Annotated in this window: 23 protein-coding genes; 4 read left to right on the top strand and 19 right to left on the bottom strand. The window is 69.2% G+C overall.

Annotation, left to right across the window (positions count from 1 at the left end):
- Positions 1-96 precede the first annotated feature (96 nt).
- The 14 genes from proB to DSX2_RS10115 form a co-directional block, all read right to left on the bottom strand.
- On the bottom strand, positions 97-1,266 hold the full coding sequence (gene proB, locus DSX2_RS10050) for a glutamate 5-kinase (RefSeq protein WP_020880919.1): 1,170 nt from the start codon (positions 1,264-1,266) through the stop codon (positions 97-99).
- 31 nt (positions 1,267-1,297) lie between these two features.
- Entirely contained in the window at positions 1,298-2,566 is a 1,269-nt protein-coding gene (cgtA, locus tag DSX2_RS10055; RefSeq protein WP_020880920.1) for an Obg family GTPase CgtA, read from the bottom strand.
- Between the two features lie 68 nt (positions 2,567-2,634).
- Positions 2,635-3,231, bottom strand: a complete 597-nt coding sequence (locus DSX2_RS10060) for an NAD(P)H-dependent oxidoreductase (RefSeq protein WP_020880921.1) — start codon at positions 3,229-3,231, stop codon at positions 2,635-2,637.
- 158 nt (positions 3,232-3,389) lie between these two features.
- Entirely contained in the window at positions 3,390-3,659 is a 270-nt protein-coding gene (gene rpmA, locus DSX2_RS10065; RefSeq protein WP_020880922.1) for a 50S ribosomal protein L27, read from the bottom strand.
- Between the two features lie 17 nt (positions 3,660-3,676).
- Positions 3,677-3,988: a 50S ribosomal protein L21 gene (gene rplU, locus DSX2_RS10070; protein WP_020880923.1), complete on the bottom strand. Its 312-nt coding sequence runs from the start codon at positions 3,986-3,988 to the stop codon at positions 3,677-3,679.
- Positions 3,989-4,126: 138 nt separating this feature from the next.
- Entirely contained in the window at positions 4,127-4,516 is a 390-nt protein-coding gene (locus DSX2_RS10075; RefSeq protein WP_020880924.1) for a response regulator, read from the bottom strand.
- The gene (locus DSX2_RS10080) at positions 4,509-6,104 is read right to left on the bottom strand and encodes an ATP-binding protein (protein WP_020880925.1); all 1,596 of its coding nucleotides are present in this window, start codon (positions 6,102-6,104) and stop codon (positions 4,509-4,511) included. The genes DSX2_RS10075 and DSX2_RS10080 overlap by 8 nt, the downstream gene beginning before the upstream one ends.
- Positions 6,094-7,419 carry a General secretory system II protein E domain protein gene (locus DSX2_RS10085; RefSeq protein ID WP_020880926.1) on the bottom strand — a complete coding sequence of 442 codons (1,326 nt, stop codon included), beginning with the start codon at positions 7,417-7,419 and terminating at the stop codon, positions 6,094-6,096. Before DSX2_RS10085 ends, DSX2_RS10080 begins: the two co-directional genes overlap by 11 nt.
- Positions 7,412-8,923 carry a General secretory system II protein E domain protein gene (locus tag DSX2_RS10090; protein ID WP_020880927.1) on the bottom strand — a complete coding sequence of 504 codons (1,512 nt, stop codon included), beginning with the start codon at positions 8,921-8,923 and terminating at the stop codon, positions 7,412-7,414. Before DSX2_RS10090 ends, DSX2_RS10085 begins: the two co-directional genes overlap by 8 nt.
- Positions 8,924-9,087: 164 nt before the next feature.
- Complete coding sequence (locus DSX2_RS10095; RefSeq protein WP_020880928.1) at positions 9,088-9,996, bottom strand: ComF family protein; 909 nt, start codon at positions 9,994-9,996, stop codon at positions 9,088-9,090.
- A 9-nt stretch (positions 9,997-10,005) separates the two neighbouring features.
- Entirely contained in the window at positions 10,006-10,608 is a 603-nt protein-coding gene (locus tag DSX2_RS10100; protein ID WP_020880929.1) for a flavodoxin family protein, read from the bottom strand.
- Between the two features lie 34 nt (positions 10,609-10,642).
- Positions 10,643-10,843 (bottom strand): hypothetical protein, encoded by a 201-nt coding sequence (locus tag DSX2_RS10105; RefSeq protein ID WP_020880930.1) that lies wholly within the window; start codon positions 10,841-10,843, stop codon positions 10,643-10,645.
- A gap of 72 nt (positions 10,844-10,915) precedes the next feature.
- A complete protein-coding gene (locus tag DSX2_RS10110; RefSeq protein ID WP_035041728.1) occupies positions 10,916-11,542 on the bottom strand; it encodes an MBL fold metallo-hydrolase in 627 nt (208 codons plus the stop codon).
- Between the two features lie 23 nt (positions 11,543-11,565).
- Entirely contained in the window at positions 11,566-12,090 is a 525-nt protein-coding gene (locus DSX2_RS10115; protein ID WP_020880932.1) for a nitroreductase, read from the bottom strand.
- 232 nt (positions 12,091-12,322) lie between these two features.
- Between DSX2_RS10115 and DSX2_RS18320 the strand changes: the two genes are divergently transcribed.
- Positions 12,323-12,970 carry a hypothetical protein gene (locus DSX2_RS18320; protein ID WP_152512909.1) on the top strand — a complete coding sequence of 216 codons (648 nt, stop codon included), beginning with the start codon at positions 12,323-12,325 and terminating at the stop codon, positions 12,968-12,970.
- Between the two features lie 172 nt (positions 12,971-13,142).
- Here DSX2_RS18320 and DSX2_RS10120 read toward each other — a convergent pair whose 3' ends face one another.
- From DSX2_RS10120 to DSX2_RS10140, 5 genes are all read right to left on the bottom strand, one after another.
- Entirely contained in the window at positions 13,143-13,892 is a 750-nt protein-coding gene (locus tag DSX2_RS10120) for an ABC transporter ATP-binding protein (RefSeq protein WP_020880933.1), read from the bottom strand.
- A gap of 40 nt (positions 13,893-13,932) precedes the next feature.
- Positions 13,933-14,682 carry a molybdate ABC transporter substrate-binding protein gene (gene modA, locus DSX2_RS10125; RefSeq protein WP_020880934.1) on the bottom strand — a complete coding sequence of 250 codons (750 nt, stop codon included), beginning with the start codon at positions 14,680-14,682 and terminating at the stop codon, positions 13,933-13,935.
- Between the two features lie 26 nt (positions 14,683-14,708).
- Positions 14,709-15,374 (bottom strand): molybdate ABC transporter permease subunit, encoded by a 666-nt coding sequence (gene modB / locus DSX2_RS10130; RefSeq protein WP_020880935.1) that lies wholly within the window; start codon positions 15,372-15,374, stop codon positions 14,709-14,711.
- A gap of 111 nt (positions 15,375-15,485) precedes the next feature.
- The gene (locus tag DSX2_RS10135; RefSeq protein ID WP_020880936.1) at positions 15,486-15,776 is read right to left on the bottom strand and encodes a hypothetical protein; all 291 of its coding nucleotides are present in this window, start codon (positions 15,774-15,776) and stop codon (positions 15,486-15,488) included.
- Positions 15,777-15,966: 190 nt separating this feature from the next.
- On the bottom strand, positions 15,967-17,292 hold the full coding sequence (locus DSX2_RS10140; protein ID WP_020880937.1) for a TOBE domain-containing protein: 1,326 nt from the start codon (positions 17,290-17,292) through the stop codon (positions 15,967-15,969).
- A gap of 385 nt (positions 17,293-17,677) precedes the next feature.
- Between DSX2_RS10140 and tsaA the strand changes: the two genes are divergently transcribed.
- The 3 genes from tsaA to DSX2_RS10155 all read left to right on the top strand — a co-directional run bounded on the left by tsaA (position 17,678) and on the right by DSX2_RS10155 (position 21,765).
- Entirely contained in the window at positions 17,678-18,193 is a 516-nt protein-coding gene (tsaA, locus tag DSX2_RS10145; protein ID WP_020880938.1) for a tRNA (N6-threonylcarbamoyladenosine(37)-N6)-methyltransferase TrmO, read from the top strand.
- 2 nt (positions 18,194-18,195) lie between these two features.
- A complete protein-coding gene (modA, locus tag DSX2_RS10150; protein WP_020880939.1) occupies positions 18,196-19,002 on the top strand; it encodes a molybdate ABC transporter substrate-binding protein in 807 nt (268 codons plus the stop codon).
- 273 nt (positions 19,003-19,275) lie between these two features.
- Positions 19,276-21,765 carry a GGDEF domain-containing protein gene (locus tag DSX2_RS10155; protein WP_020880940.1) on the top strand — a complete coding sequence of 830 codons (2,490 nt, stop codon included), beginning with the start codon at positions 19,276-19,278 and terminating at the stop codon, positions 21,763-21,765.
- The last annotated feature ends 82 nt before the right edge of the window (positions 21,766-21,847 follow it).

Here is a 21,847-nt window from a genome sequence, read left to right on the forward strand (position 1 = left end):
TCAAGCAGAAGACGGCATACGAGATTAGCTCCCGGTCTCGGCATTCCTGCTGAACCGCTCTGCCTTTCGCTTTCTCTTCTCTCTCCTCGCCTCCGCCTACAGGGCGGGGTCGAGGAGCATGTTGTCGCGGTGGATGACTTCGGCGTAGAGGCCGGGGCCGAGGACGCGGGCGATGTCGTCGGTTTTGAGGCCCATGATGGTCTGCAGGTCCTTGCCGGAGTAGTTGGACAGGCCGACGCCGATGGTCTGGCCCTGGAAGTCGAGGATGCGCACGAGGCTGCCCTCGTTGAAGTCGTTCTCCACGCGGGTGACGCCCGCGGCGAGCAGGCTCTTGCCGCGGTCGCGCAGCGCGGTGGCGGCTCCCTGGTCGATCCAGACCTGGCCCGCGGGCCGGGTGTGGTAGGCGAGCCAGAACTTGCGGCGGGAGACGGCGTGCTCGGCGGGCAGGACCAGGGTGCCGGACTCGTCGTCCTCGAAGGCCTTTTCCAGGGCGAAGGGGGTGAGCCCGGAGACGATGAGGGTGGGCACGGCGAGCTGGGCGGCGCGGCGCGCGGCCAGGAGCTTGGAGTACATGCCGCCGCTGCCCACGGCGGTCTTGCCGCTGCACATGGCCTCGATGTCGAGGTCCGCGATGTGCTCGATGACGGGCAGGGGCTTGGCGGCGGGGTTCTTCTCGGGATTCTCGGAGAAGACGCCCTTGGCGCTGGTCAGGTTGACGAAGAGGTCGGCCTCGACCAGGGAGAGGACCATGGAGGCCAGGGTGTCGTTGTCGCCGAACTTGAGCTCGGCCACGGCCACGGTGTCGTTCTCGTTGATGATGGGGATGACGCGCCAGTCGAGCAGGGTGCGCAGGGTGTTGCGGGCGTTGAGGAAGCGGGCGCGGTCCTCGAAGTCGGCGCGGGTGAGCAGGATCTGGGCCGTGGTCTTGCCGTAGCGGAAGAAGGCCTCGTCGTACTCGTGCATGAGGCGCGACTGGCCGATGGCGGACACGGCCTGGCGCGCGGGCAGGGAGCCCTCGTCGCGGCAGCCCTTGCAGTGCATGATGGCGCGCCTGCCCGCGGCCACGGCGCCGGAGGTGACGATGACCACCTCCATGCCCTTGTCGTGGAGCACGGCGATCTGGTCGGCCAGGCGGTTGACCACGCGCAGGTCCAGGCCCCTGTCCGAGGTCAGGACGGCGCTGCCGACCTTGATGACCACGCGCTCGCAGTTCTCGAGGATTCGGCGCTTCGCGTCGCGCCAGTCCGAAGTGTCGTCTACGTGCATGGAAGGCTCCCGGTGGGCGTGCGCCCGCGGCTCAGGGTTTGCGGGCCTCGTCGGCCTGCGTGTCCGTTTCGGATGCCTCGGGATCGGAAGACTCGGACGACGGCAGGGGCTTGGCCAGCCGCCAGACCTCGTCCATGAGCTCGTCCACGCCGTCGCCGCGCATGGCGGAGATGAAGCGCAGGGAGCGTCCCTCGGACTCGGCCGCCTCGCGCAGGCCGGCGAGCTCGTCCGGGGTGAGGGTGTCGATCTTGTTGATGACCCTGATCTGGGGCTTTTCGGCCAGGGCGGGCGAGAAGCGGGCCAGCTCCTCGTCGATCAGGTCGAAGCCCGCGAAGGGAGCGTCGCCCACGGTCTCCTCGGCGGCCAGGAGGTGCACCAGGATGCGCGTGCGCTCCACGTGCTTGAGGAAGGTGTGGCCGAGGCCGAGGCCCTCGTGCGCGCCCTCGACCAGGCCGGGGATGTCGGCGATGACGAGCTGGCGGCCGATGTCGTCGTCGACCACGCCGAGGTTGGGCACCAGGGTGGTGAAGGGGTAGGCCGCGATCTTGGGCCTGGCGCGCGAGACGGCGGAGATGAAGGTGGACTTGCCCGCGTTGGGCAGGCCCACGAGGCCGACGTCGGCCAGGATCTTGAGCTCCAGGCGCAGGCGGCGCTGCTCGCCGCCCTCGCCCGGCTGGGCGAAGCGCGGGGCGCGCATGGTGGAGGACTTGAAGTGCTCGTTGCCCTTGCCGCCGCGCCCGCCGCGCGCGACCACGTATTCCTGGCCCGGCTCGGAGAGGTCCGCGAGCAGCGTCTTGGGCACGTCCCTGGCGTAGGGGTTCCAGGCGCGGGGCGCGTCGTCGGACTCGTCGGAGTCGGCGGCCTCGGGCGCTTCCTCCTCGTCGGGCGCGTCGTCTTCCTCGATGGCCATGGGGGCGTCGGGCACGTAGCGCGGCTGCGGGGGGACGGCGCCCTTGGCGCCGCCCTCGGCCTTGGCGGCCGCGTCCTTGGCGGCGGGGTCGATGATCTCGTAGACCAGGGTGCCCACGGGCACCTCGATGACCAGGTCCTGGCCCGCGCGGCCGTACATCTGGCTGCCCTGGCCCGGCCGCCCGTTCTCGGCCTCGTAGACCCGCTTCATGCGGAAGTCGTAGAGGGTGAGCAGGCGGGGGGAGGCGCGCAGGATGACGTCGCCGCCGTCGCCGCCGTCGCCGCCGTTGGGGCCGCCCCGGGGGATGTACTTCTCGCGGCGGAAGGAGACGCAGCCGTGGCCGCCGTTGCCCGCCTTGGCGGTGATGGTCGCTTCGTCGACGAATCGCATGGAGATTTCCTTAGCACAGGGGCCGCCTCGGGCATAGACCCGTCAGACGGCCACGGTCCGTGCGCCGTTCAGCGCCGTCCGGCCAGGGCGGTGACGGTGGCGCGGACCTCGGCCAGCCAGGCCTCGCGCTCCTCCGGGGTCGAGGTCACGACCACGGAGAAGGTCCGTCGCGTCACGTCGTTCACGCCGCACAGGCCGAAGACGCAGTCCTTCCAGATGCGCTCGAGGGGATCGCCGAACACGGCGGCCTCGCGATCGGGAAAGGTGTTGGAGGTGTTGAAGACCGCTGCCCAGCGGGCCTTGAGCAGGCCGCAGGGCACGCCCTCGCCCGAGTCGCCCTCGACGAACTCGTAGGCCGTGCCGGGCCGCACCACGCGGTCCACCCAGCCGGTGAGCACGGCCGGGGGCATGCCCCACCAGTTGGGGTGCACGATGACGATGCCCTCGGCCTCGGCCAGCTCCGCGCAACGGCGGGCGAGGTCCGCGGGCAGGCTCGCGCCGCGCGGGATCTCCGGGCCTGGCAGGTGGGGGTCGAAGCCTTCGGCACAGAGGTCGTGGAAATCCACCTCGTGTCCCGCCTGGACGAGGGCCTGCCGCGCTGCGTCGGCTATGGCGTGGTTCAGGCTGCCGGGCGCGGGATGGGCGAGGACGAGAAGGATGCGCATGGGTGCTCCGAGGGTTTCGGGTCCTGGGGCGCGGTTGCGGAGCGCGGGGTGCCGGGCGCGGCAGGGCCGTGCGCGGCGAACGCGAAAAGGGCGGGGAGCCAGCGGCCCCCGCCCTTTCTCGTCGGCGCGTTCAAGACGTATGGGGCGGCCGTCCGGGCTTACGCCGGGACGGGCTCCACGTGCACGCGGGTCTTGACCCTGTTGTTGCGGCGATAGGTCTCGTAGCGCACCACGCCTTCGACCAGGGCGAAGAGGGTGAAGTCGCGGCCCATGCCCACGCCGTCGCCGGGGTGGACCTTGGTGCCGAGCTGACGCACGAGCACGTTGCCGGCCAGGACCTTCTGGCCGCCGAAGCGCTTCACGCCACGACGCTGTCCGGCGCTGTCGCGACCGTTGCGCGAACTGCCGCCTGCTTTTTTGTGAGCCATTGCGTCCTCCTGATCCTTTAGGCGCTGATGGCCTTGACTTTCAGGGTGGTGAACTCCTGACGGTGGCCGCGCTTGACGGCGGAGTCCTTGCGACGGCGCTTCTTGAAGATCACGACCTTCTCGCCGCGACCGTGCTCGAGCACCTCGCACGTCACCTTGGCGGACTCGACGTAGGGCGCGCCCACGGTCACGTTTCCGCCGTTGTTCACCAGAAGAACCTTTTCCAGAACGAATTCGGCACCGGCCTCCGCATCGACGCGCTCGACATTGAAATGCCGACCTTCCTCGACGCGATACTGCTTGCCGCCCGTTTCGATAATCGCGAACATGACTTCCTCCACGAAAAGAGAAGGAGCGATTTACCCTTTCCCGACCTGGTCGTCAAGCCCATATCCCGAGAAAAGTACACCCCCGATGCAAAACCGCGCCGCGTCCGCCGCGTTCGGGACGCGGAGGACGCGCGCGGCCTATTCCGCCTCGCGCGCGGCCTGCTGCTCGGCCAGGGCCCGCTCCACGGAGGCGAGCAGGTCCTTGATCTTGAAGGGCTTGGGGTAGAAGTCGTGCACCTGGCCGCGAAAGGCCTCGATGGCCGTGTTCAGCTGGGCGTAGGCCGTGATCATGATCACGTGCACGTCCGGGTAGAGCGACTTCACGGTCTTCAGAAGCTCCATGCCGTCGATGCCCTTCATCTTCAGGTCGGTGATGATGACGTCGAAACGCTCCTCCTTCAGCCGCTCGAGCGCGGGCTCGGCCGCGAGGAAGGTGGCCACGTCGTAGCCGTTGTTCTTGAAATGCATGCCGAGCATGTCGACGACGATCTTCTCGTCGTCGATGACCATTATCTTCGCCTTACCCATCGTTCTCCTCCGCTTTCTCGTCCGCGCGGGCAGCGCTCTGGGCCGTCCGCTCCGGTTCCTCTTCGTCGTCCGCTCTCCTGACCGCGGCCCGGGCCCGTGCCTCGTCGTCCCGCCGCGTCTCCGCCTGCGTCTCCCGGACCGTGTCCGGCCGGGCGTCCTGCGGTGCATCCTGCGGCATATCCTGCGGGATGTCCTTGGAAATATCCAGGGGCAGGTCCACGGTGAAGACGGTGCCCTGGCCCACCACGCTCTCGGCGTGCAGCCGTCCGCCGTGGTTCTTGACGATGCCGTAGCTCACCGAGAGCCCGAGCCCGCTGCCCTCCACGCCCTTGGTGCTGAAGAAGGGGTCGAAGATGTGCGGCAGGTGCTCGGGCGGGATGCCCTTGCCCGTGTCCGTGACCGTGATGCGCGCGAACCCGGGCTCGGGCGAGGCCGAGGTGGCCAGGCGCACCGTGCCGCCCTCGGACATGGCCTGGATGGCGTTGGTCACGAGGTTCACCAGCACCTGCTGGATCTGCGGCGCGTTGACCCGCACGGGGTCCAGACTTTCGGCCAGCTCGAGCTCGGCGTGCATGTTGGAGACGTGCAGCATGTTGTTCACCAGGCGCAGGGCGCCCTTGACCACGTCGTTCAGCTGCGCGCGCTCGGGCTCCACCTTCTTGGGCTTGGAGAAGTCCAGCAGGTGGGAGACGATCTCCTGGATGCGCGTCACCTCGTGCTCCACCTGGCGCATCATGCCGAGCCGCGCCTCGTCGTCGAAGCTTTGGTAGAAGCCCTCGAAGGTCTGGGCGAGCATGGAGATGTTGTTCAGCGGATTGGTGATCTCGTGGGCCACGCCCGCGGTGAGCACGCCGAGGGAGGCGAGCTTCTTGGACTGCAGGAGCTCCGCCTCGCGCGAGCTCAGCTGGCGCGACATGGCGTTCATGGCCCGCACCGTGGAATCGACCTCGTCGTCGCCCGCGGGCTCCTCGATCTGGCTGAAGTCGCCGCCCGCGATGGTCTTGGCCAGGGATTCGAGCTTTCGGAGCGAGGCCAGGATCTTCCTGAAGAGCAGCGGCACGGAGAGCACGCCGGTGAAGACGATGAGCACGAGCGCCACGGTCATGATGTGCCGCGTGGAGGCCAGGATGGAGTTCACCTGCGCGCGCACCTGGCGCACCATGTTCGAGGAGAACTCGCGCAGCTGGCGGCCGGACTCGCGCAGCGCCGCCTCGGCCTTCGGGCCGCGCGCGCCCGTGGCCCGGGTCTTCTCCACGGCCGCGGCGTAGCCGGTCAGGTAGCGCTCCAGCGCCTGGTAGTTCTCGGTCCCGGCGCCGCGCTCGATGGCCTCGCGCGAGCTTCTGAGCTCCTCGAAGCAGGACGCGATGCGCGATGCGATCTCGGACAGGGCCGAGTCGTCGCCGAAGAGGAAGTAGTTCTTCTCCGAGAGCCGCATCTCCAGGAACGAGGCGTTCAGGTCGTCCTGGATCTCGACCACGCGGAGCCTGGACAGCGCGCCGCTGACCCCCTGCCAGGCCACGCCCGCGGCCAGGATGATCAGGCAGAGGTTGATGGCGCTGCCGAAGACGAGCTTGCTCTTAATCCTCATAGAGGCTCCCGGCCATGCAGCGCGGCGTGGTGGAGTACTCCTTGCGCACGGGCAGGTACCATATGGCGCCGTCCACGATCATGCCCGCGCCGAGCAGCGTCATGGCGCCGTCCACGATCGACCAGGGGCCGAGGGAGAAGTAGTGCAGGAGGCCGAGGCCCAGGCAGAAGATGGTCACCCCGGTGCGCAGGAAGGCGAGGCCGGTGCGCGCCCGCGAGGCGATGGTGCGGTAGCAGGCGCAGACCGTGCGCTGCGCGGCCAGGACGTTGCGCTCGCGCGCCAGGTGGATGCGCTGGGCGAAGCCGTCGGAGATCTCCATGATCGTGGAGTAGGCGTTCAGGAACCCGCCCAGCCTGCCGAGCATGGTGCGCTTGTCCTTGTCCTCGCCGTAGTGGCGGTGCGCGCCCTCGTCCTTGAGGAAGTGGTAGTCCTCCAGGAACTGCAGGGTCACGGCCGAGACCTCCACCAGCTTCTGCACCGTGGGCGGGCGGAAGCGCGAGAAGCGCAGGCGCAGGTAGACCACCGTGCTGAACACGGCCACCAGGAAGCCGCCCGCCATGCACAGGATGTCCAGGGGCACGTCGCCCGCGTAGTTGCTGCGCATGAGCCCTTCGCCCAGGGCCACGAAGCCGAGCCCCCACCTGAGGATGTTCAGCCAGGTGCGCGACTCGGCCATGCTCGTGCGCCAGCAGGCCATGCGCGTGCGCCAGGTGGCCATGGTGTTGCGCCACTGCGCCAGCGCCGTGCGCTCCGTGCCGATCTGGCGGCCGGAGAGGCGCGGCGTGTAGTCCAGGCAGAGGTCGCGCACGTCGCGGCGAAGCGCCACCAGCCAGCGCAGCTCCCGCTCCGGGAAGCAGGCCGCCGCCTCGCGGCGCACGTCCTCGTCGCGGGGCTCGGCCGCGGCCACGATCACGGCGCCGTGGTCCACGCCCACCGGGAACCAGCGCCGCTCGGCAAAGACTTTCTCGGGCAGGGCGTGCAGCAGCTCCGGCGGGATGGCCAGGCACTCGGTGAAGGAGAAGGCGGGCAGCCCGGTGTGGACGGACAGGGCCGCCAGCAGGGCGCCGCGCCCCACGGCCATGCGCCGCAGGAGCACGTCCTCGGGGTGGCCGCCGTATTCCTTGAGCCAGGCCGCGGCCAGGACCAGGGCGTCCTCGCCGCGCTCCTTGTCCGTCTCGGCCAGGGCCGCGTAGGGGTGGAGCACGCCGCCCGAGGCCAGGGCCGCGGCCGCGGCTCCGTCCTCGGCTATGCCGGAGGCGCCGCGAAAGGCCGCTATCATCTCCTGCACGCCCTTGGTGGTGCCGTTCTCAGACATACCCGCCCTCCTCGAGCTCCACGGTGAGCCTGCTCCACTCTTCGGCGGGCTCGCCGTAGTCCGGGTAGGGGATCTCGAGGTCCGTGTGGCAGTAGGGCAGCATGGCCGCGGCGCGCCGCGCCGGGATGTGCCAGTAGCAGCCGTCCAGCACCAGCAGCACGCCGAGCACGATGACGCCGATCTCGAGGATGGTGAAGGCCGGGTGGCGGTAGCCCAGGCCGATGAGCAGGCCCGCGCCGACCGCGGTGAAGTTCATGCCCGTGCGGATGTAGGCCAGGCCCGTGCGCGAGCGGGCGAGGTTGGTGCGCAGTCCCGCCATCAGGTTCCTGCGCTCCGCGAGCAGGGTGCGCTCCAGCGCGAGGCCCGTGGTGCCGAAGATGCCGGGCGTGAGCCCGAGGCCGGGCCCGGCGCAGGCCGGGTTCCGCGGCGAGCCCCAGCCGCCGTCCAGGGCCGGGGGCAGGATGAGCGACCACAGCCACTCCATGTGCGTGGGCGGCGGGGTGCGCAGGCTCTGCCTGCCCGCCTCGCGGCCCGGCAGGTACCAGCGCAGTCCCTCGAAGATCATCAGGAGGCCCACGGCCAGGATCAGGTAGCTCGCTATCTGCCACGGCCCGGACGGCGCGCGGCGCACGAGGCCGAAGCCGAGGCCCGCGAGCGAGATGCCGGTGCGGCCGAGCGCCATGCCCGTGCGCGAGCGGGCCATGGTGGTGCGCAGGATGGCGCGGCGCGTGCGCTCGGCCGCGTACTCCGTGCGCTCGAGCGCCAGCACGCGGCGGCGCTCCACGCCCGTCAGGTCGTCCCAGTGGGAGAAGAGCTCGGCCGCGCCCGGGACGTCCGGCGAGCGCACGAAGCGCGGCCTGCCGCCCGGGTCCAGGACCTCGATGACGCTGAGCCCGGCGCCCTTGGTCGGGCAGATCGGGTGCAGCCGTCCCTTGGAGTGGCGGCGCACCGGCAGGTACCAGACCAGCCCGTCCACGATGAGGTAGAGGCTCAGGAAGAGGAGCACCGCGTCCACGGGCGCGAGCCAGCCCAGGCCGAAGAGGCGCATGAGCAGCGAGAAGATGGTCAGGAAGGCCAGGCCCGTGCGGAACATGGACAGGCCGGTGCGGCCCCTGGCCAGCGTGGTGCGGAAGCCCGAGAGGAAGGAGCGGTGCCCGGCCAGGAAGGTGCGCGCCTTGGCCAGGGGCGTGCGCCCGGCCGAGGGCGGGAAGTTCGGGTTGATGTCGTAGTTGTTCTCGATGAGCCGGATCACGTCCTCTTCGGGACAGGCCACGGCGCGCGCCTCGGCCACGCCCAGGCGCTCTGCGGCGGCCCTGGCCACGGCCGGGTCCTCCGGGCGCACGGCGGCCACGATGGCCCGGCCGTCCTCGACGGCCACGGGGAACCACAGCTCGGCGCGGCACTGCGCGAAATCCAGGCGGCGCAGGACGCCGCCGGGAAGCATGGTGTCCTCGTCGTAGAATATGATGCGGGAGGGGTCGGTATGCTGGTTCGCGGAAGGCATCGCGGATAACGGTCCTCTTTGCGCGGCGCAGGCGGCCGTCCGCGGGCTCGTTTCCCGCGCGGCGCCGCGGCGCGACGTCGGTTAAGGAATCCGTAAGGATTAGTGCACGGGGGGGAGGGCGTCAATGCAAAATCCCTCCCGCGCGACTCCTCGCGCGCGATTTTTCACGCGCCGCCCCGTCCGTCCGACCTGGCCAGGACCGCCACGTCCACGGCGGCCGCGCCCGCGGCGCGCAGGGCCTTGGCGCATTCCAGGAGCGTGGCCCCGGTGGTGGTCACGTCGTCCACCAGCAGCACCCGCCTGCCCGCCACCTGGGCCGGATCGGCCGCAAAGGCCCCGCGCAGGTTGGTCAGCCGCTCGGCCCGGGCGAGCCGGGCCTGGGGCACGGTGTTGCGCAGGCGCGCGAGGGCCCGCGGCGCAAGCTCGGGTCCCGGCGCGCCCAATTTGCCCGATGCGCCCGACGCTCCCGATGCGCCCGACGCGCGCGCGATTCCCCGCGCCAGCTCCAGGCTCTGGTTGAAGCCCCGCTGCGCCAGGCGGCTCTCGTGCAGGGGCACGGGCGCGATCAGGTCGGGCCCCGGCACCCCGGAAATCCCGTCCGCCGCCCGCCGCGCGGCCCAGGCCCCGGCCGCGAGGGCCTGCAAAAGGGCCGAGCGTTTGAGCGCCGCGTCGTACTTGAAGGCCTGCACGAGCTCGGCCAGCACCCCCTCGTACAGCCCCCAGAAGGCCAGCCGCTCCCAGGGCGGGGGCGCGCGCAGGCAGCCGCCGCAGCGGTGCGGCGGGGCGGAGGCGTCCGCGAAGATCTCGCCGCAGACCGGGCAGAAGCCGCCCGCGCGGCGCGCCAGCAGCCGCGCGCAGTCCGCGCACAGGGGCAGGCCGTGGGCCGGGTCGGTGAAAGAGTCGGGCAAAGATGCGGGCGCGGAATCGGCTGCGGAGTCGGCCGCGGGCCGGGCGACCAGGGCGCCGCAGCACTGGCAGCGGAACTCGCCGCGGCCCAAGCCCTGCGCCAGAAATCGTCCCAGGCGGGCGAGCAGGCCGGAAGGACCGGCATCCCGTGCGCCGGGGCCGCCCACGCGCTTCCCCTACGCCCCGGCCGCGCGGCGCCAGGCCTCGGCCCCGGCCGCTCGGATGTCGGCCAGCGCGGCCGCGTCCTCCTCCAGGTCGCGCGGGGCGTCGTAGCCGCGCAGCTCCACGGGGTCGGCCAGGCGGAGGTTGAAGGGCATGGCGAAATACTTGAGCGTGAGCAGCGTGCCCTCGAAGAGCTTCTCGCCCCTGGGCCTGCCCGAGACGAGGATGGGGTGGGCCAGGCGGCGGGGCAGGACGGAAAGCGCGGGGTCGCCCGCCTCGGCGCGCAGGTACCAGGGCTGGCTGCGGTCCACGAAGGCCTTGGCCATGGCGGGCAGGTGGTAGAAGAAGATGGGCGAGGCGAAGGCCACGAGCGGGGCCTCCAGGAGCGGCGCGAACAGGGCCTGGGTCGTGGAGGCGTCGGGCAGCACGCAGCGGCCGCCCAGGTCCGGGCGGCAGCCGTAGCAGCCCCGGCAGGGCATCAGGTCGAACTCGCGCAGGGCCAGGAAGCGGGCCTCGCCCCCGGCCTCGCGCACGCCCTCGGCGAAGGCCCTGGCCGCGGCGTCGGAGTTGCCGCCCCGGCGCGGGCTCATGGCGTAGATCACGGCCTCGCCCTTCATGCCTCCTCCTGTCCCGCGCCCCGGCGCGGGCGGGTCAGTCCGCCGCCGCGTCCGGCGTCTTCTTCTCGCGCGTGAAGCGGAAGAGCACGTTCTCGCCCCGCTCCTCGCGCTCCATGCGATACCCCATGTCAGGGGCGACGTGGCCCTCGACCTGCGGCGCGCTCTTCTTCGCGACCAAAGCCTCCAGGATCTCCTGGCGGCCGAGACGGAGATACCACCCGATCTCCAGTCCCACCCCTCAGCACTTGCCCGAGAGGTCGATGAACACCTTGGGTGCCGTCATGGACCGTTCCTCCTTCGGCGTGGGCTACAACCCGCCTTCGCTCAGGAAGGGGTTGTGCAGCATCTCGTCGCCCACCGTGGTGGACAGCATGTGGCCCGCGTAGACGACCGTCTCCGGGGGCAGGGTGAAGATCTTCGTGCGCACCGAGTCGAGCAGCTGCTCCATGTCGCCGCCCGGGAAGTCCGTGCGGCCGATGGAGCGGTAGAAGAGGAGGTCGCCCACGAAGACGCACTTCCCGGCCGGGAAGTAGTACGACAGGCTGCCCGGCGTGTGGCCGGGCGTGGCCAGCACGCGGCACTCGCACCCCATGAACTCGTAGATGCCCTCCGCGATGTGCTCGTAGTCGAAGTCCTCCACCAGGGGAAATCCCATCAGCCCGCCGCGGCCGATCTCGCTCTGCATCAGGAACTCGTCCCCGGCCGGGCAGAGGATCGGCGCGCCCGTGGCCCGGGCCAGCGCCGCCGCGCCGTAGAGATGGTCGAAGTGCATGTGCGTGATCAGGATGCGCGTGAGCTGGCAGCCCGAGGACTCGAGGTAGGCGAGAAGCTCGGAGGGCTCGCCGCCCGGGTCCACGGCCAGGGCCTCGCCGTTCGCCTCGGCCAGGTAGCAGTTGGTCTCCAGCGGTCCCAGGGGAAAGGTCGTCACCTGCAGGGGAAGGCTCGTCGTCTCGGGCATCAGAAGGGCTCCAGCATCAGGGATTCGAGGGGGATTCTGTCGGACGAGCCCTCCTGGGCGGGACGGCCGAGCGCGATCACGGCCATCATCTCGTAGGCCTCGGGGTCCACGCCCACGGCCGCGACCACCTCGGGCTCGCGGTTCACGATCTCGCCGATCCAGACCGCGCCGAGCCCGAGCGCGTGCGCGGCCAGCAGCATGTTCTGCAGGCAGGCGCCCGCGCCCTGGTGGTCCTTGCGCGCGTCGTACATCCGCGCGCGCTCGAGGAACACGCAGACGAGCGCCCCGGCCCCGCGCACGATGTGCGCGTACTTGGTGTGCCTGGCCAGGGCCTCCTGGCGCGGCTCGCCGCGGCGCACCGCCAGGAAGCGCCAGGGCTGGTTGTTCTTCCCGCTGGGCGCCCAGCGCCCAGCCTCGAGAACGGCCCGGACCTCGTCGTCCGCGACCGGCTCGTCCGTGTATTTCCGAATGCTCCGGCGCTCGCGCAGTGCGCCGAGCACCGCAGCGCGTGCGGCGTCGTTCATGGGCTGTCCCTCCAGTGAGGCAGTGTAGCCGAGGCGGATGGGGATGCCAAGCAAAGGCGGTGTCGGTTAAGCATCAGGTGAGGGAGAGGGGGACCCTTTGGAAAGGATTTCCTCTCCCCCACCATGTTGCAAAATAAAGACCAGTCTTGCAGAGAAATTAGATTTGCTATATATGTTGTAGGCTAACTGTATAAATGTATTTGCCTGCCAACAGCCTATTTAAAGGAAAGTTATGCGACTAATTATGTTTTTTATTTTTATTGTAATTCCGATTACATCTTATGCATCTAAACATCAAGATGAAATTGATATGCAAAAATGCACAGGAGCTTTGAATTATTACAGACAATTGTATGAAAAAGAAAAAAATTACGAAAAAGTAACTGTGGCAGAAATATCGTTAGGGCTAATTTACGACGATCTTTTGTCAAAATATGGTGTGTCGCATAGTGAGCTCAAAGAAAAGTATACTAAAATTGGAGATAAAGATAATTTGCATTTATGCACGTATTTTATAAATAAATCATCAGATGCTTTAAGACTGCGACTCATACTTCCAGAATATAATGTCAAAAATGTAAAAAAAGATCTTATTAAATGTACTGCACTATATGGTTTTATATCTGATAAATTAAAATATAGATCACAGAAAATGCATGAATATTATTTACAATTAACAATGATTTCTGCTGAATCTGTTGGTTCCATATATGGTGGGAATATTAAAGAATTTAAGAGCGAAGTCGCAAGTGAATACAAAGAAATACTTCAAACTGATCCGAGTGATCGCGATAGAAAAATAAAGCACCTAACAGGGATGTGTAGTTATTACGGAATTGGGAGCATTGAGATGGGAGATGTGTCAGGCATAACGCGGTAATTGGATTATAGATGACTGCGCACTCGCAATTGGCAGAAAGTCCAAACGGCAGCATAAGCGGTATGGAACACGCGTTGCCATTCGTTTTACGACCTGTCTCTCCGCTGCAGCATTTTTCCTTTCAACCGATGAACTGTTTGCGTGTGGAAGGCATCCAGTCCCTCTTCCGTTTTTAGTTGGCGGTCTCGAAGAGGGGGCCGAGGATGCTCTGGGAGGTGGCGCCCGCAGCGAGGCGGGCGGTGTAGTCGAGGGTCTCCATGACCTTGCCGTGTCCGAAGGCGACGAGGCAGTCGGCGAAGACGTCCACGTCCTGGGGGTCGTGGCTGACCATGACCATGGGGATGCCGACGCGTTCGCGGGTGCGGCAGAGCTCTTCGCGCATGCGGGCGCGCAGGGGCTGGTCCAGGGCGGCGAAGGGCTCGTCGAGCAGGAGCATCCTGGGCTCTGTGGCCAGGGCCCGGGCCAGGGCGGCGCGCTGGCGCTGGCCGCCGGAGATCTGGTGCGGCCGGTGTCCGGCCAGGGAGGCGATGCCGCAGGCGTCCAGCAGCTCGTCCACGCGCTCGGACTGCTCGCGGGTCAGGCGGGAGAAGCCGAAGAGGCGGCGCCTGAGGCCGAAGGCCACGTTGTCGCGCACGGTGAGGTGGGGGAAGAGGGCGTAGTCCTGGAAGAGCAGCCCCATCTCGCGCTCGCGCGCGGGCAGGTCCACACCGCTTGCGGAGTCGTAGAGGGTGCGGCCGCAGACCTTTATGTGGCCGCGCACGGGCGCGAGCAGCCCGGCCAGGACCATGAGGGTCAGGGTCTTTCCGGAGCCCGAGGGGCCGAAGAGGACCATGGACGAGGCGGAGGAGGAGAACTCGGCCGCGAGCCTGAATTCCCTTCCTCCGCCCTTGACCAGGGCCTCGATGTTCACGTCGAGGGTCATGCGCGATCGCAATCCTTTGTCGGTTCGTCCGCCACGGGGGCTACTTGGGGGCGCTGAAGCCGTACCCGGCCAGGATCTTCTGGCCCTCGGGCGAGCGGACGTAGTCGATGAACTTCTTGGCCAGCGCGGACTGCTTGGAGCTCTTGAGCACGGCGATGGGGTAGGTCACGGGCTTCTTCAGCGCGATGACCGTGGCCACGTCCACCTTGCCCTCGTCGCGCTTGGCGTCCGTGGCGTAGACGAAGCCTGCCTCGACCTCGCCGCGGGCCACGTAGTCGAGCACCTGGCGCACGGACTCGCCGAAGACGAGCTTTTGCTGCAGCGCGTCCCACTTGCCCATGTCCTGCAGGGCGACCATGGCGTAGTTGCCCGCGGGCACGGTCTTGGGCGTGCCGATGGCCACGCGCTTCACGGCGGCGCCCATGAGGTCGTCCACGGAGGAGACCTTGGCGGGGTTGCCGTGGGGCACGGCCAGGACCAGGTCGTTGACGGCGAAGACCACGGGCGCGGCCTTGTCCACGAAGCCGCCCTCGACCATCTTCTCCATCCACTTCATGTTCGCGGAGGCGAAGACGTCCACGGGCGCGCCCTGCTCGATCTGCTTGTACAGGGCGCCGGAGGCCGCGTAGTTGGTGGTCACGGTGACGCCGGGGTTGGCCTTCTCGAAGGCCGTCTTCACGGTGGTGAAGGCGTCGGTGAGGCTGGCGGCGGCGGAGACGACCAGCTCCTCGGCCGCGGCGGGCACGGCCAGGCCGAGGACCAGGACAAGGGCCAGGATGATGCGTTTCATGAGGCTTCCTCCTTCGCGTGGGTGGGTTACCATTTCGGCTTGAGCAGTCTCCCGGCCGTCCACAGGATGGCCGCGCAGACCGCTGAAATGACCAGCACGAGCATGTTGGCCAGATGATCCTCGCCCGCCTGCACCGCGCTGTACACGGCGAGCGACAGGGTCTGGGTGCGGCCGGGCAGGTTTCCGGCGACCATCAGCGTGGCGCCGAACTCGCCCATGGCCCGGGCGAAGGCCAGCATGGTGCCGGCCAGGATGCCGCGGAAGGCCAGGGGCAGGGAGACGCGCAGGAAGATCTCGAGCTCGCCGCAGCCGAGCGTCCGGGCGGCGTCCTCGTACTGTTTCCCCACGCCCTCCAGCGCCGCGCGCGCGGACTTGAAGACCAGCGGGAAGGCCACGACGGTGGCCGCTATGACCGCGCCCTGCCAGGTGAAGATGAGGCTTATGCCGAAGGTCTTGTAGAGCCACGCGCCGAGCACGCCCTTCCGCCCGATGACCACCAGGATGTAGTAGCCGAGCACCGTGGGCGGCATGACCAGGGGCAGGGTGAGGATCGCGTCCAGCACGTCCCGCCCCGGGAAGCGTCCCTTGTGCAGCGCCCAGGAGAAGAGCACGCCCAGGACGAGCGCGCCGAGCGTGGCCAGCGAGGCCACGCGCAGGGTCAGCTGCAGAGGGAAGAGGAAGGAAGAATCCAAAGGGAAAATCCGTGGTTTCCGATGGTTAGAAGATCAGGCTCGAGGCCGCGGGACATTCCCCGCCGGGCCCGCGGGCGGTGGATGCCGCGCGGCGCATGCGCCCGGGCTCCGCTACCGGCCGCGCCGCATGCCGTAGGCGAAGAGCCCGGCCGCGGCCAGCAGACAGGAGATGCCGAGCAGCGGATGACGCACGGCGAGCGGCAGGCCGAGGCCCGCCAGCAGCAGGGGCACGGCGCGGGTCACGGCCTCCAGGGCGGGCAGCCGCTCGGACCGGCAGCGCCCGTTCGTTCCGGCCGCGCCTCCGGGGCCGCAGGGGGCGAAGGGCTCGGGCGGCCTCCCGACCAGGGTCTCCAGCACCACCAGGGCCGCGACCACACAGCAGATGAGCGAAGCGATGAACATGGCGTTTTCCTCCGCAAGGAGGGATGCAGACGACATGCCATCCCATAATATGCTGAAATAGTTTGCCAAGCTCATCTACGTCCCCTTGCCCTTGTCTACAAAAACGAAAGTTGTCGCCACGCATGTGACGAAAATGTATGCCCGCTCCCGCGCGTGCCTTCTCCCGGACGGGGAGGGCCGCGGCGCGGGCTCAGTTCTCGGCGCCTTCCACGGCCAGGATCACGGAGAAGGCCTTGAACATGGCCCAGACCGCGTCTCCGGGCGAGAGGGCGAGCTTGCGCACGGACTCGTCCGTGACCAGGGCGCAGACCTCGGTGCCGTCCTCGACCTCGAGCACGATCTCGGCCGAGATGCTGCCCTGGTTCACGCGGCGCACGGTGCCGAGCAGCCGGTTACGGGCGCTGGTCTTGGGCGCGTCCGGGTCCTTGACCAGGATGATCCAGGGCGCCTTGACCATGGCCACCACGGCCTTGCCCTCCACGAGGCCGAGCTTGTCCGCGGACTCGTTGGTGATCACGGAGACGATCTCGAAGCCGCCGGTGGTGGAGAGCACGATCTCGGAGATGATCGCTCCCTTGCGCACGGCCTGGACGGTGCCGAAGAAGGTGTTGCGGGCGCTCGTCTTCATCATGCTCCCCTTGTTCATGTAGTAGTGGATGAGGTGGCGCAGGTCGCGCGCCGCGTAGTCCACGTAGGCCGCGGTGAGGCTCGCCGTGGAGTGGCCGAGGATGCTCTGCACCACGGCCAGGGGCGCGCCCTCGCGCAACAGCTCCACGGCGCGGGTGTTGCGCAGCACGCGGGGGTTGGCCAGCTCCGTGGGCAGGCCCACCTCCCTGCCGCGCTCGTAGAACTTGCGCCGCACGAAGCCCTGGTCCAGGGCCAGGAAGCGGCCGCGCAGGGAAAGGGCGGAGGGGTCCTCGACGATGGCCGCGATCTCGCGCGCGACGTACGCGGGCAGGGCGGTCTCGCGGCTGCGCGCCGCGCCCTCGCCGTCGTCGCCCTCCGCGTTGCCCGCCTTGCGGCGGCGTCCGCGCCCCGGCGACTGGTCCGGCGATTGGCCCGGCGTTTGGCCCGAGGCCTGGCCCGAGGCCTGGCCGTTCTCCGACTGGCTGCCGTGGAAGCGGACCACGCCCTGGTCCAGGTCGAGGTCGGTCCGCTCGTTCAGGGAGAGGACCTCGCCCAGGCGCGCGCCCGTGTGGCGCAGGAGCAGGAAGACGGCCAGCACGCGGCAGCGCGAGCGCCTGACCTCGGGCCGCGTGGCGGCGTCGCGCCAGGTGCGGAACGACTCCTCCATGGCCTGGGCCTGGGCAGGGCTCAGGTGCTTGACCTCGTCGGGGATGCGCAGCATGCGCGTGTGGCAGGGCCGGACAGGCCGCGCGGCCTTGGCGCACGCGCCCTTTTCGCCGTCCGGTCCGCAGTCCCGGGCCTTGCGCTGCATGATCTCCTCGATGCGCGCGGCGAGCCCGGTCAGCGTCTCGGCGTCAAGTCTGTCCAGGGTGTCCATCACGTCGCTCATGCCGGATGCTCTCGTCATTCGCTCTTGTCGTTCGTTCATGCCGTCGCTCGTGCCGGGCGCCCGTGCCGTTCGCTTCGGGCATCTTCCCGGCCCGCGTCCGGGCCTTTCGGGGACGCTCCTGTCAGCCTCGCTGACCGGCTGTCCCGCGCGGGTCCGGCCCATCGTGAGCGCATCATAGGGCGGGTGCGCACCGAATCGTCAATACGGTCACGTTGAACAATGTTTTCGTGACGCCGTTGCACCGCCCCCGAGCGGTTGCTATCCCCGAGTCTCGCGCGGTCCCATGCGACCAGGGCGCGGGCTTCGGGCGCAGGGGCGGGGCGCAGCTTCGGGGCCCGCCTGGAAGCGCCGCGGCCCGCGCCGGACATTCATTCAGGGAGGCCCCATGACTGTTGTGGACAAGACGAGCGCCATCACCTTCCGGCCCATAGGACACGTCCGTTCGCCCTTTTCCGAGCCCGAGGGCATGCCCATCCAGCCCGTGGGCGCCCGCGGCGTGGAGGGGGCCATCGAGGTCCTGCCCGAGTTCGCCGAGGGGCTGGCGGACCTGGAGGGCTTCTCGCACATCTTCCTTTTGTACCATTTCCACCGCTCGGAAGGTTTCCGCCTGACCATCCGCCCCTTCCTGGACAAGACCCCGCACGGCGTCTTCGCCACGCGCGCGCCCAAAAGGCCCAACCAGATCGGCCTTTCCGTGCTGGAGATCGCGGGCGTGGAAGGGAACCTCGTGCGCGTGCGCAACATCGACATCCTGGACGGCACGCCGGTCATCGACATCAAGCCCTACGTGCCCCGCTTCGACGTCTGGCCCGCGGAGCGCATCGGCTGGTTCGCGGGCAAGGCCGAGAACGCCTCCGGATTCAAGAGCGACGGAACCTACACCGTGGAACAGAAGGACTGACCATGCGCACCCGGACCCGAACCCGCGTCCTCCCGTCCCCCGTCCTTTCCCGCCTCCTCTTCCTCCTGCTCGCCGCGCTCTGCCTGGCCCTGCCGGGACAGGCGCGGGCCGCCGGCCCGTCCGTGGACCTCCGCGTCTCCTGCGCCGCCAGCCTGACCAGGCCCATGCGCGCCGTGTGCGACGCCTTCGCCAAGGCCCACCCGGGCGTGGACGTGGTCCTGAACCTGGGCTCGCAGGGCGCGCTGCTGCACCAGATCGAGATGGGAGCCCCGGCCGACGTGCTGCTGACCGCGGACGCCATGACCATGGACCAGGCCGCGCAAAAGAAGCTCGTCGTGGAGAAGACGCGCCGCGTGGTGGCCGAGAACGCCCTCTACCTCTTCGTGCGCACGGACGGCCCGGCCTGCCCGAAGGACCTCTCCAGCCTCGCGGACCCGGCCTTCGTGCACGTGGGACTGGGCGAGCCGAGGACCACGGCCATCGGCGCCTTCGTCCGGAAGAAGCTCGAGGCGGAAGGGCTGTGGAAGAAGCTCGAGCCCAAGATGGCGCTCGGCGAGACCATCAAGCAGATCACGCAGTACCTCGCGCGCGGCGAGACCGAGGCGGGCTTCCTCTTCGCCACCGAGGCCCCGGCGCTGGGCGACGCGGCCCGGGCCTGCCTGCGCGTGGACAAGCCCGGCGACTTCGTCTACCCGGCCGCGCGGCTTTCCGGCGCCGCCGACCCGGCCCTGGCCGACGCCTTCCTCGCCTTCCTCTCCGGGCCGGAAGGCCGCGCGATCCTGAAGAAGCAGGGGCTCGTGCTGCCCTAGTACTAGTGTGACGTCCGCCAAATACGCAAAGCCGCATTTTGCGGAGGACCGCTGCACCGAAAAACGTGGTTTTCGGCTTGCTCACGCCGCCGCAGGCGGCGGAACCGTGCATTCGCCCGGTTCACGTGTCGCGTGCCACTGCTGCGCAACATATCGATTTTTTTCATGGACGCGACACGAGCCTGACCTCCCGGCGCGGGGAAGGGCGGCCGCGGCCCCCGAATCCGGGCCGCCCCTTGCCGGGAGCCGCCGAGCCCTGTACATCCAGGGTCCATGAAGAAGAAGCCAGCCACCACGAGCGTTTCCGGCCCCGCCGCAGCCAGCCCCGCCGCTTCCGCTTCCGCGGCACCCGGGCATCCCGGCGCCGCCCTTCCGGGCCCCCGCCTCACGCGGCGCGACCTCATCCGCTTCGAGCACACCGTGCGCGACGCCCTGGCCGCCTTCTTCTCCTTCCAGGGCTCCTCGCTCTACTTCCCGGACGCGGCCAAGCCGCTGGGGCCGGACATGCCCGGCGCGGACGGCGCGCCGCTGCACCTTGCGCGCGAACGCCGCCTGCTCCTGCCGCTCGTGCAGGAGGGCGCCGTGCTCGGCGTCTTCGTGGCCAAGGGCGTGCGCCTGGCCGCGCCCAAGGGCACCCTGGCCGCGCTGCCCGCCGCCGCGGCCCTGGTCCTCGAGAACCTCTCCCTGCGCAAGGCGCGCGACCTGGACCCGCTCACGGGCCTGGCCAGCGCCCACGCCTTCGCCGAGGCCCTGGCGCGCGAGATCGGGGCCGCCCAGAACTGCCTGCTGCCCTCGGCTTCCGGCTGCGTGGACCCGGGCCTCACGGCCTCCAACGGCCGCCTCGGCGTCGTGCTCCTGGACCTGGACCACTACACCGCGCTGCTGCAGCGCCTGGGCCAGGACGCGGCCGACACCCTGCTCACGGCCGTGGCCGAGGCCGCGCGCGAGGCCTGCCCGGAGCAGGTCCTGTCCGCCCGCCTGGCCGACGACCGCTTCGCCTTCCTCTGGCCCAACGCCTCGGCCAAGGACTGCCGGACCCTGGCCGAGAACCTTCGCCGCCGCATCGCCAAGCTCGACCCCGAGAACCTCCCCGAGCCCGTGGCCCTGACCGCCTCGCTCGGCTTCTCCCTCTTCCCCCAGGACCTCTCCGGCCCCCAGACCGTGCTGCGCCCGCGCGACATGGCCCGCGTCCTGGCCGCCAAGGCCCAGCGCGCCATGGCCACGGCCAAGGACCAGGGCCGCGACCGCGTCTTCTCCTTCGCCAAGATCCTGGAAGAGGGCGGCCGCGTGCTGGAGACGCTCCCGCTCTCCCGCTTCTCCTGCAACCTCGGCCGCGACGTGGACGCCCAGGAAGGCAGCCGCTTCCTGATCTGGTCCTCCAAGTTCCAGGGGCCCGCGGGCTTCACCGCGGCGGACGGCCGCCGCCTGGCGGGCGAGTACCCCACCATGTACAAGGGCGAGGCCGTGGTCATCGAGGTCCAGGACGACATGGCCTTCGCCGAGGTACTGCACCTGGCCGACGCCTCCTGGCCCATCGAGCAGGGCGACCGCCTGACGCTGCTGGCCGCCGACGCCCCGCCGCCCGAGACCGCGCAGAGCGGCGCGCCGCAGAAGGACCTCGTCACCGGGCTCTACGCCTACCGCGATTTCCTCGCCTTCCTGGCCTCGGAGCGCGCCCACGCCGAGCGCTTCGGCCTCGGCCTCGTGCGCCTGGTCCAGGCCCAGGGACGCCGCATGCCGGGGTCCCGCAAGCAGGTCGAATCGCTCATGAAGAAGCTCGCCGCCCTGGGCGCCAAGATCCTCGGCGAGGACGCCACCGGCGGCCGCTACTCCCTGAACTCCCTGTGCTGGTTCCTGCCCGGCCGCACGGACGACGAGCTGCGCGCCGCCTTCACCGAGCTCGCGAACGCCGCGGCCGAGAGCCTGGACGCCACCATCTCCTGCGGCGTGGCCCCCTGGCCCTGCCTCTCCTTCTCCCGCGCCGACGCCCTGGAGAACGCCCGCAAGGCCCTGGACCACTCCCTGCTCCTGCCCGCGCCCCAGGTCGCGCTCTTCGACTCCGTGTCGCTGAACATCTCCGCAGACCGCCACTTCTCCCTGGGCGACGTCTACGCCGCCATCGAGGAGTACAAGCTCTCGCTCCTGGCCGACGAGAACAACACCCTCTCGCGCAACTCCCTGGCCGTGTGCTACGCGCGCCTGGGCCGCCTGGAGCAGGCCCTGCCCCTCTTCGAGCAGGTCCACGTCCAGGACCCGCGCGACCTCTCGGCCATCTACAACTACGCCACCACCTGCCTGCGCCTGGGCGACCCCAAGAACGCCGAGGCCGCCTTCAAGCGCTGCCTCAAGCTCGAGCCGACCCACGTCTTCAGCCTCGTGCGCCTGGGACAGATCGCCGAGCAGCAGGGCAAGCGCGCCAAGGCCAAGACCTCCTACGCCAAGGCGGCCGCCCTGCCCGGCGGCGAGGCCCTGGCCAGCCGCCACCTCGCCCGCCTCGCCCTGGCCGCGGGCAAGCTCGACGAGGCCCGCGAGCTGCTGCACGCCGCCATCACCCACAACCCGCGCGACGCCCAGTCCATCCACCTCATGGCCCGCATCTACCTCGACCAGGGCCAGGACCCGGAGATCGCCGTCTCCTTGGCCGGACAGGCCGCCTCCCTCAAGCCCCGCAAGTCCTACTGGGACCTCTACGCCCAGGCCCTCTCCGCCGCAGGCCGCCCGGCCGACGCGCTGCGCGCCAGGCGGACCGCCGAGAGCCTGTAGAAGGAGAGTGGGGAAGGGGGAGAAGGGACCCTTTGAAAAGGGCTCCCTTCTCCCCCTTCCCCACACCCCATCCCCCTCATCC

The organism is Desulfovibrio sp. X2 (assembly GCF_000422205.1).
In the GTDB taxonomy this organism is placed as follows: domain Bacteria; phylum Desulfobacterota; class Desulfovibrionia; order Desulfovibrionales; family Desulfovibrionaceae; genus Alkalidesulfovibrio.

Coding starts and splice junctions, on each gene's coding strand:
- modA (WP_020880939.1), top strand. CDS start 18,196: ATGCGCACCCGGACCCGAACCCGCGTCCTCCCGTCCCCCGTCCTTTCC.
- DSX2_RS10075 (WP_020880924.1), bottom strand. CDS start 4,516: ATGGGTAAGGCGAAGATAATGGTCATCGACGACGAGAAGATCGTCGTC.
- proB (WP_020880919.1), bottom strand. CDS start 1,266: ATGCACGTAGACGACACTTCGGACTGGCGCGACGCGAAGCGCCGAATC.
- DSX2_RS10080 (WP_020880925.1), bottom strand. CDS start 6,104: ATGAGGATTAAGAGCAAGCTCGTCTTCGGCAGCGCCATCAACCTCTGC.
- modA (WP_020880934.1), bottom strand. CDS start 14,682: ATGAAACGCATCATCCTGGCCCTTGTCCTGGTCCTCGGCCTGGCCGTG.
- DSX2_RS18320 (WP_152512909.1), top strand. CDS start 12,323: ATGCGACTAATTATGTTTTTTATTTTTATTGTAATTCCGATTACATCT.
- DSX2_RS10100 (WP_020880929.1), bottom strand. CDS start 10,608: ATGAAGGGCGAGGCCGTGATCTACGCCATGAGCCCGCGCCGGGGCGGC.
- DSX2_RS10060 (WP_020880921.1), bottom strand. CDS start 3,231: ATGCGCATCCTTCTCGTCCTCGCCCATCCCGCGCCCGGCAGCCTGAAC.
- DSX2_RS10120 (WP_020880933.1), bottom strand. CDS start 13,892: ATGACCCTCGACGTGAACATCGAGGCCCTGGTCAAGGGCGGAGGAAGG.
- rplU (WP_020880923.1), bottom strand. CDS start 3,988: ATGTTCGCGATTATCGAAACGGGCGGCAAGCAGTATCGCGTCGAGGAA.
- DSX2_RS10090 (WP_020880927.1), bottom strand. CDS start 8,923: ATGCCTTCCGCGAACCAGCATACCGACCCCTCCCGCATCATATTCTAC.
- DSX2_RS10155 (WP_020880940.1), top strand. CDS start 19,276: ATGAAGAAGAAGCCAGCCACCACGAGCGTTTCCGGCCCCGCCGCAGCC.
- DSX2_RS10115 (WP_020880932.1), bottom strand. CDS start 12,090: ATGAACGACGCCGCACGCGCTGCGGTGCTCGGCGCACTGCGCGAGCGC.
- cgtA (WP_020880920.1), bottom strand. CDS start 2,566: ATGCGATTCGTCGACGAAGCGACCATCACCGCCAAGGCGGGCAACGGC.
- DSX2_RS10085 (WP_020880926.1), bottom strand. CDS start 7,419: ATGTCTGAGAACGGCACCACCAAGGGCGTGCAGGAGATGATAGCGGCC.
- DSX2_RS10140 (WP_020880937.1), bottom strand. CDS start 17,292: ATGAGCGACGTGATGGACACCCTGGACAGACTTGACGCCGAGACGCTG.
- tsaA (WP_020880938.1), top strand. CDS start 17,678: ATGACTGTTGTGGACAAGACGAGCGCCATCACCTTCCGGCCCATAGGA.
- rpmA (WP_020880922.1), bottom strand. CDS start 3,659: ATGGCTCACAAAAAAGCAGGCGGCAGTTCGCGCAACGGTCGCGACAGC.
- DSX2_RS10135 (WP_020880936.1), bottom strand. CDS start 15,776: ATGTTCATCGCTTCGCTCATCTGCTGTGTGGTCGCGGCCCTGGTGGTG.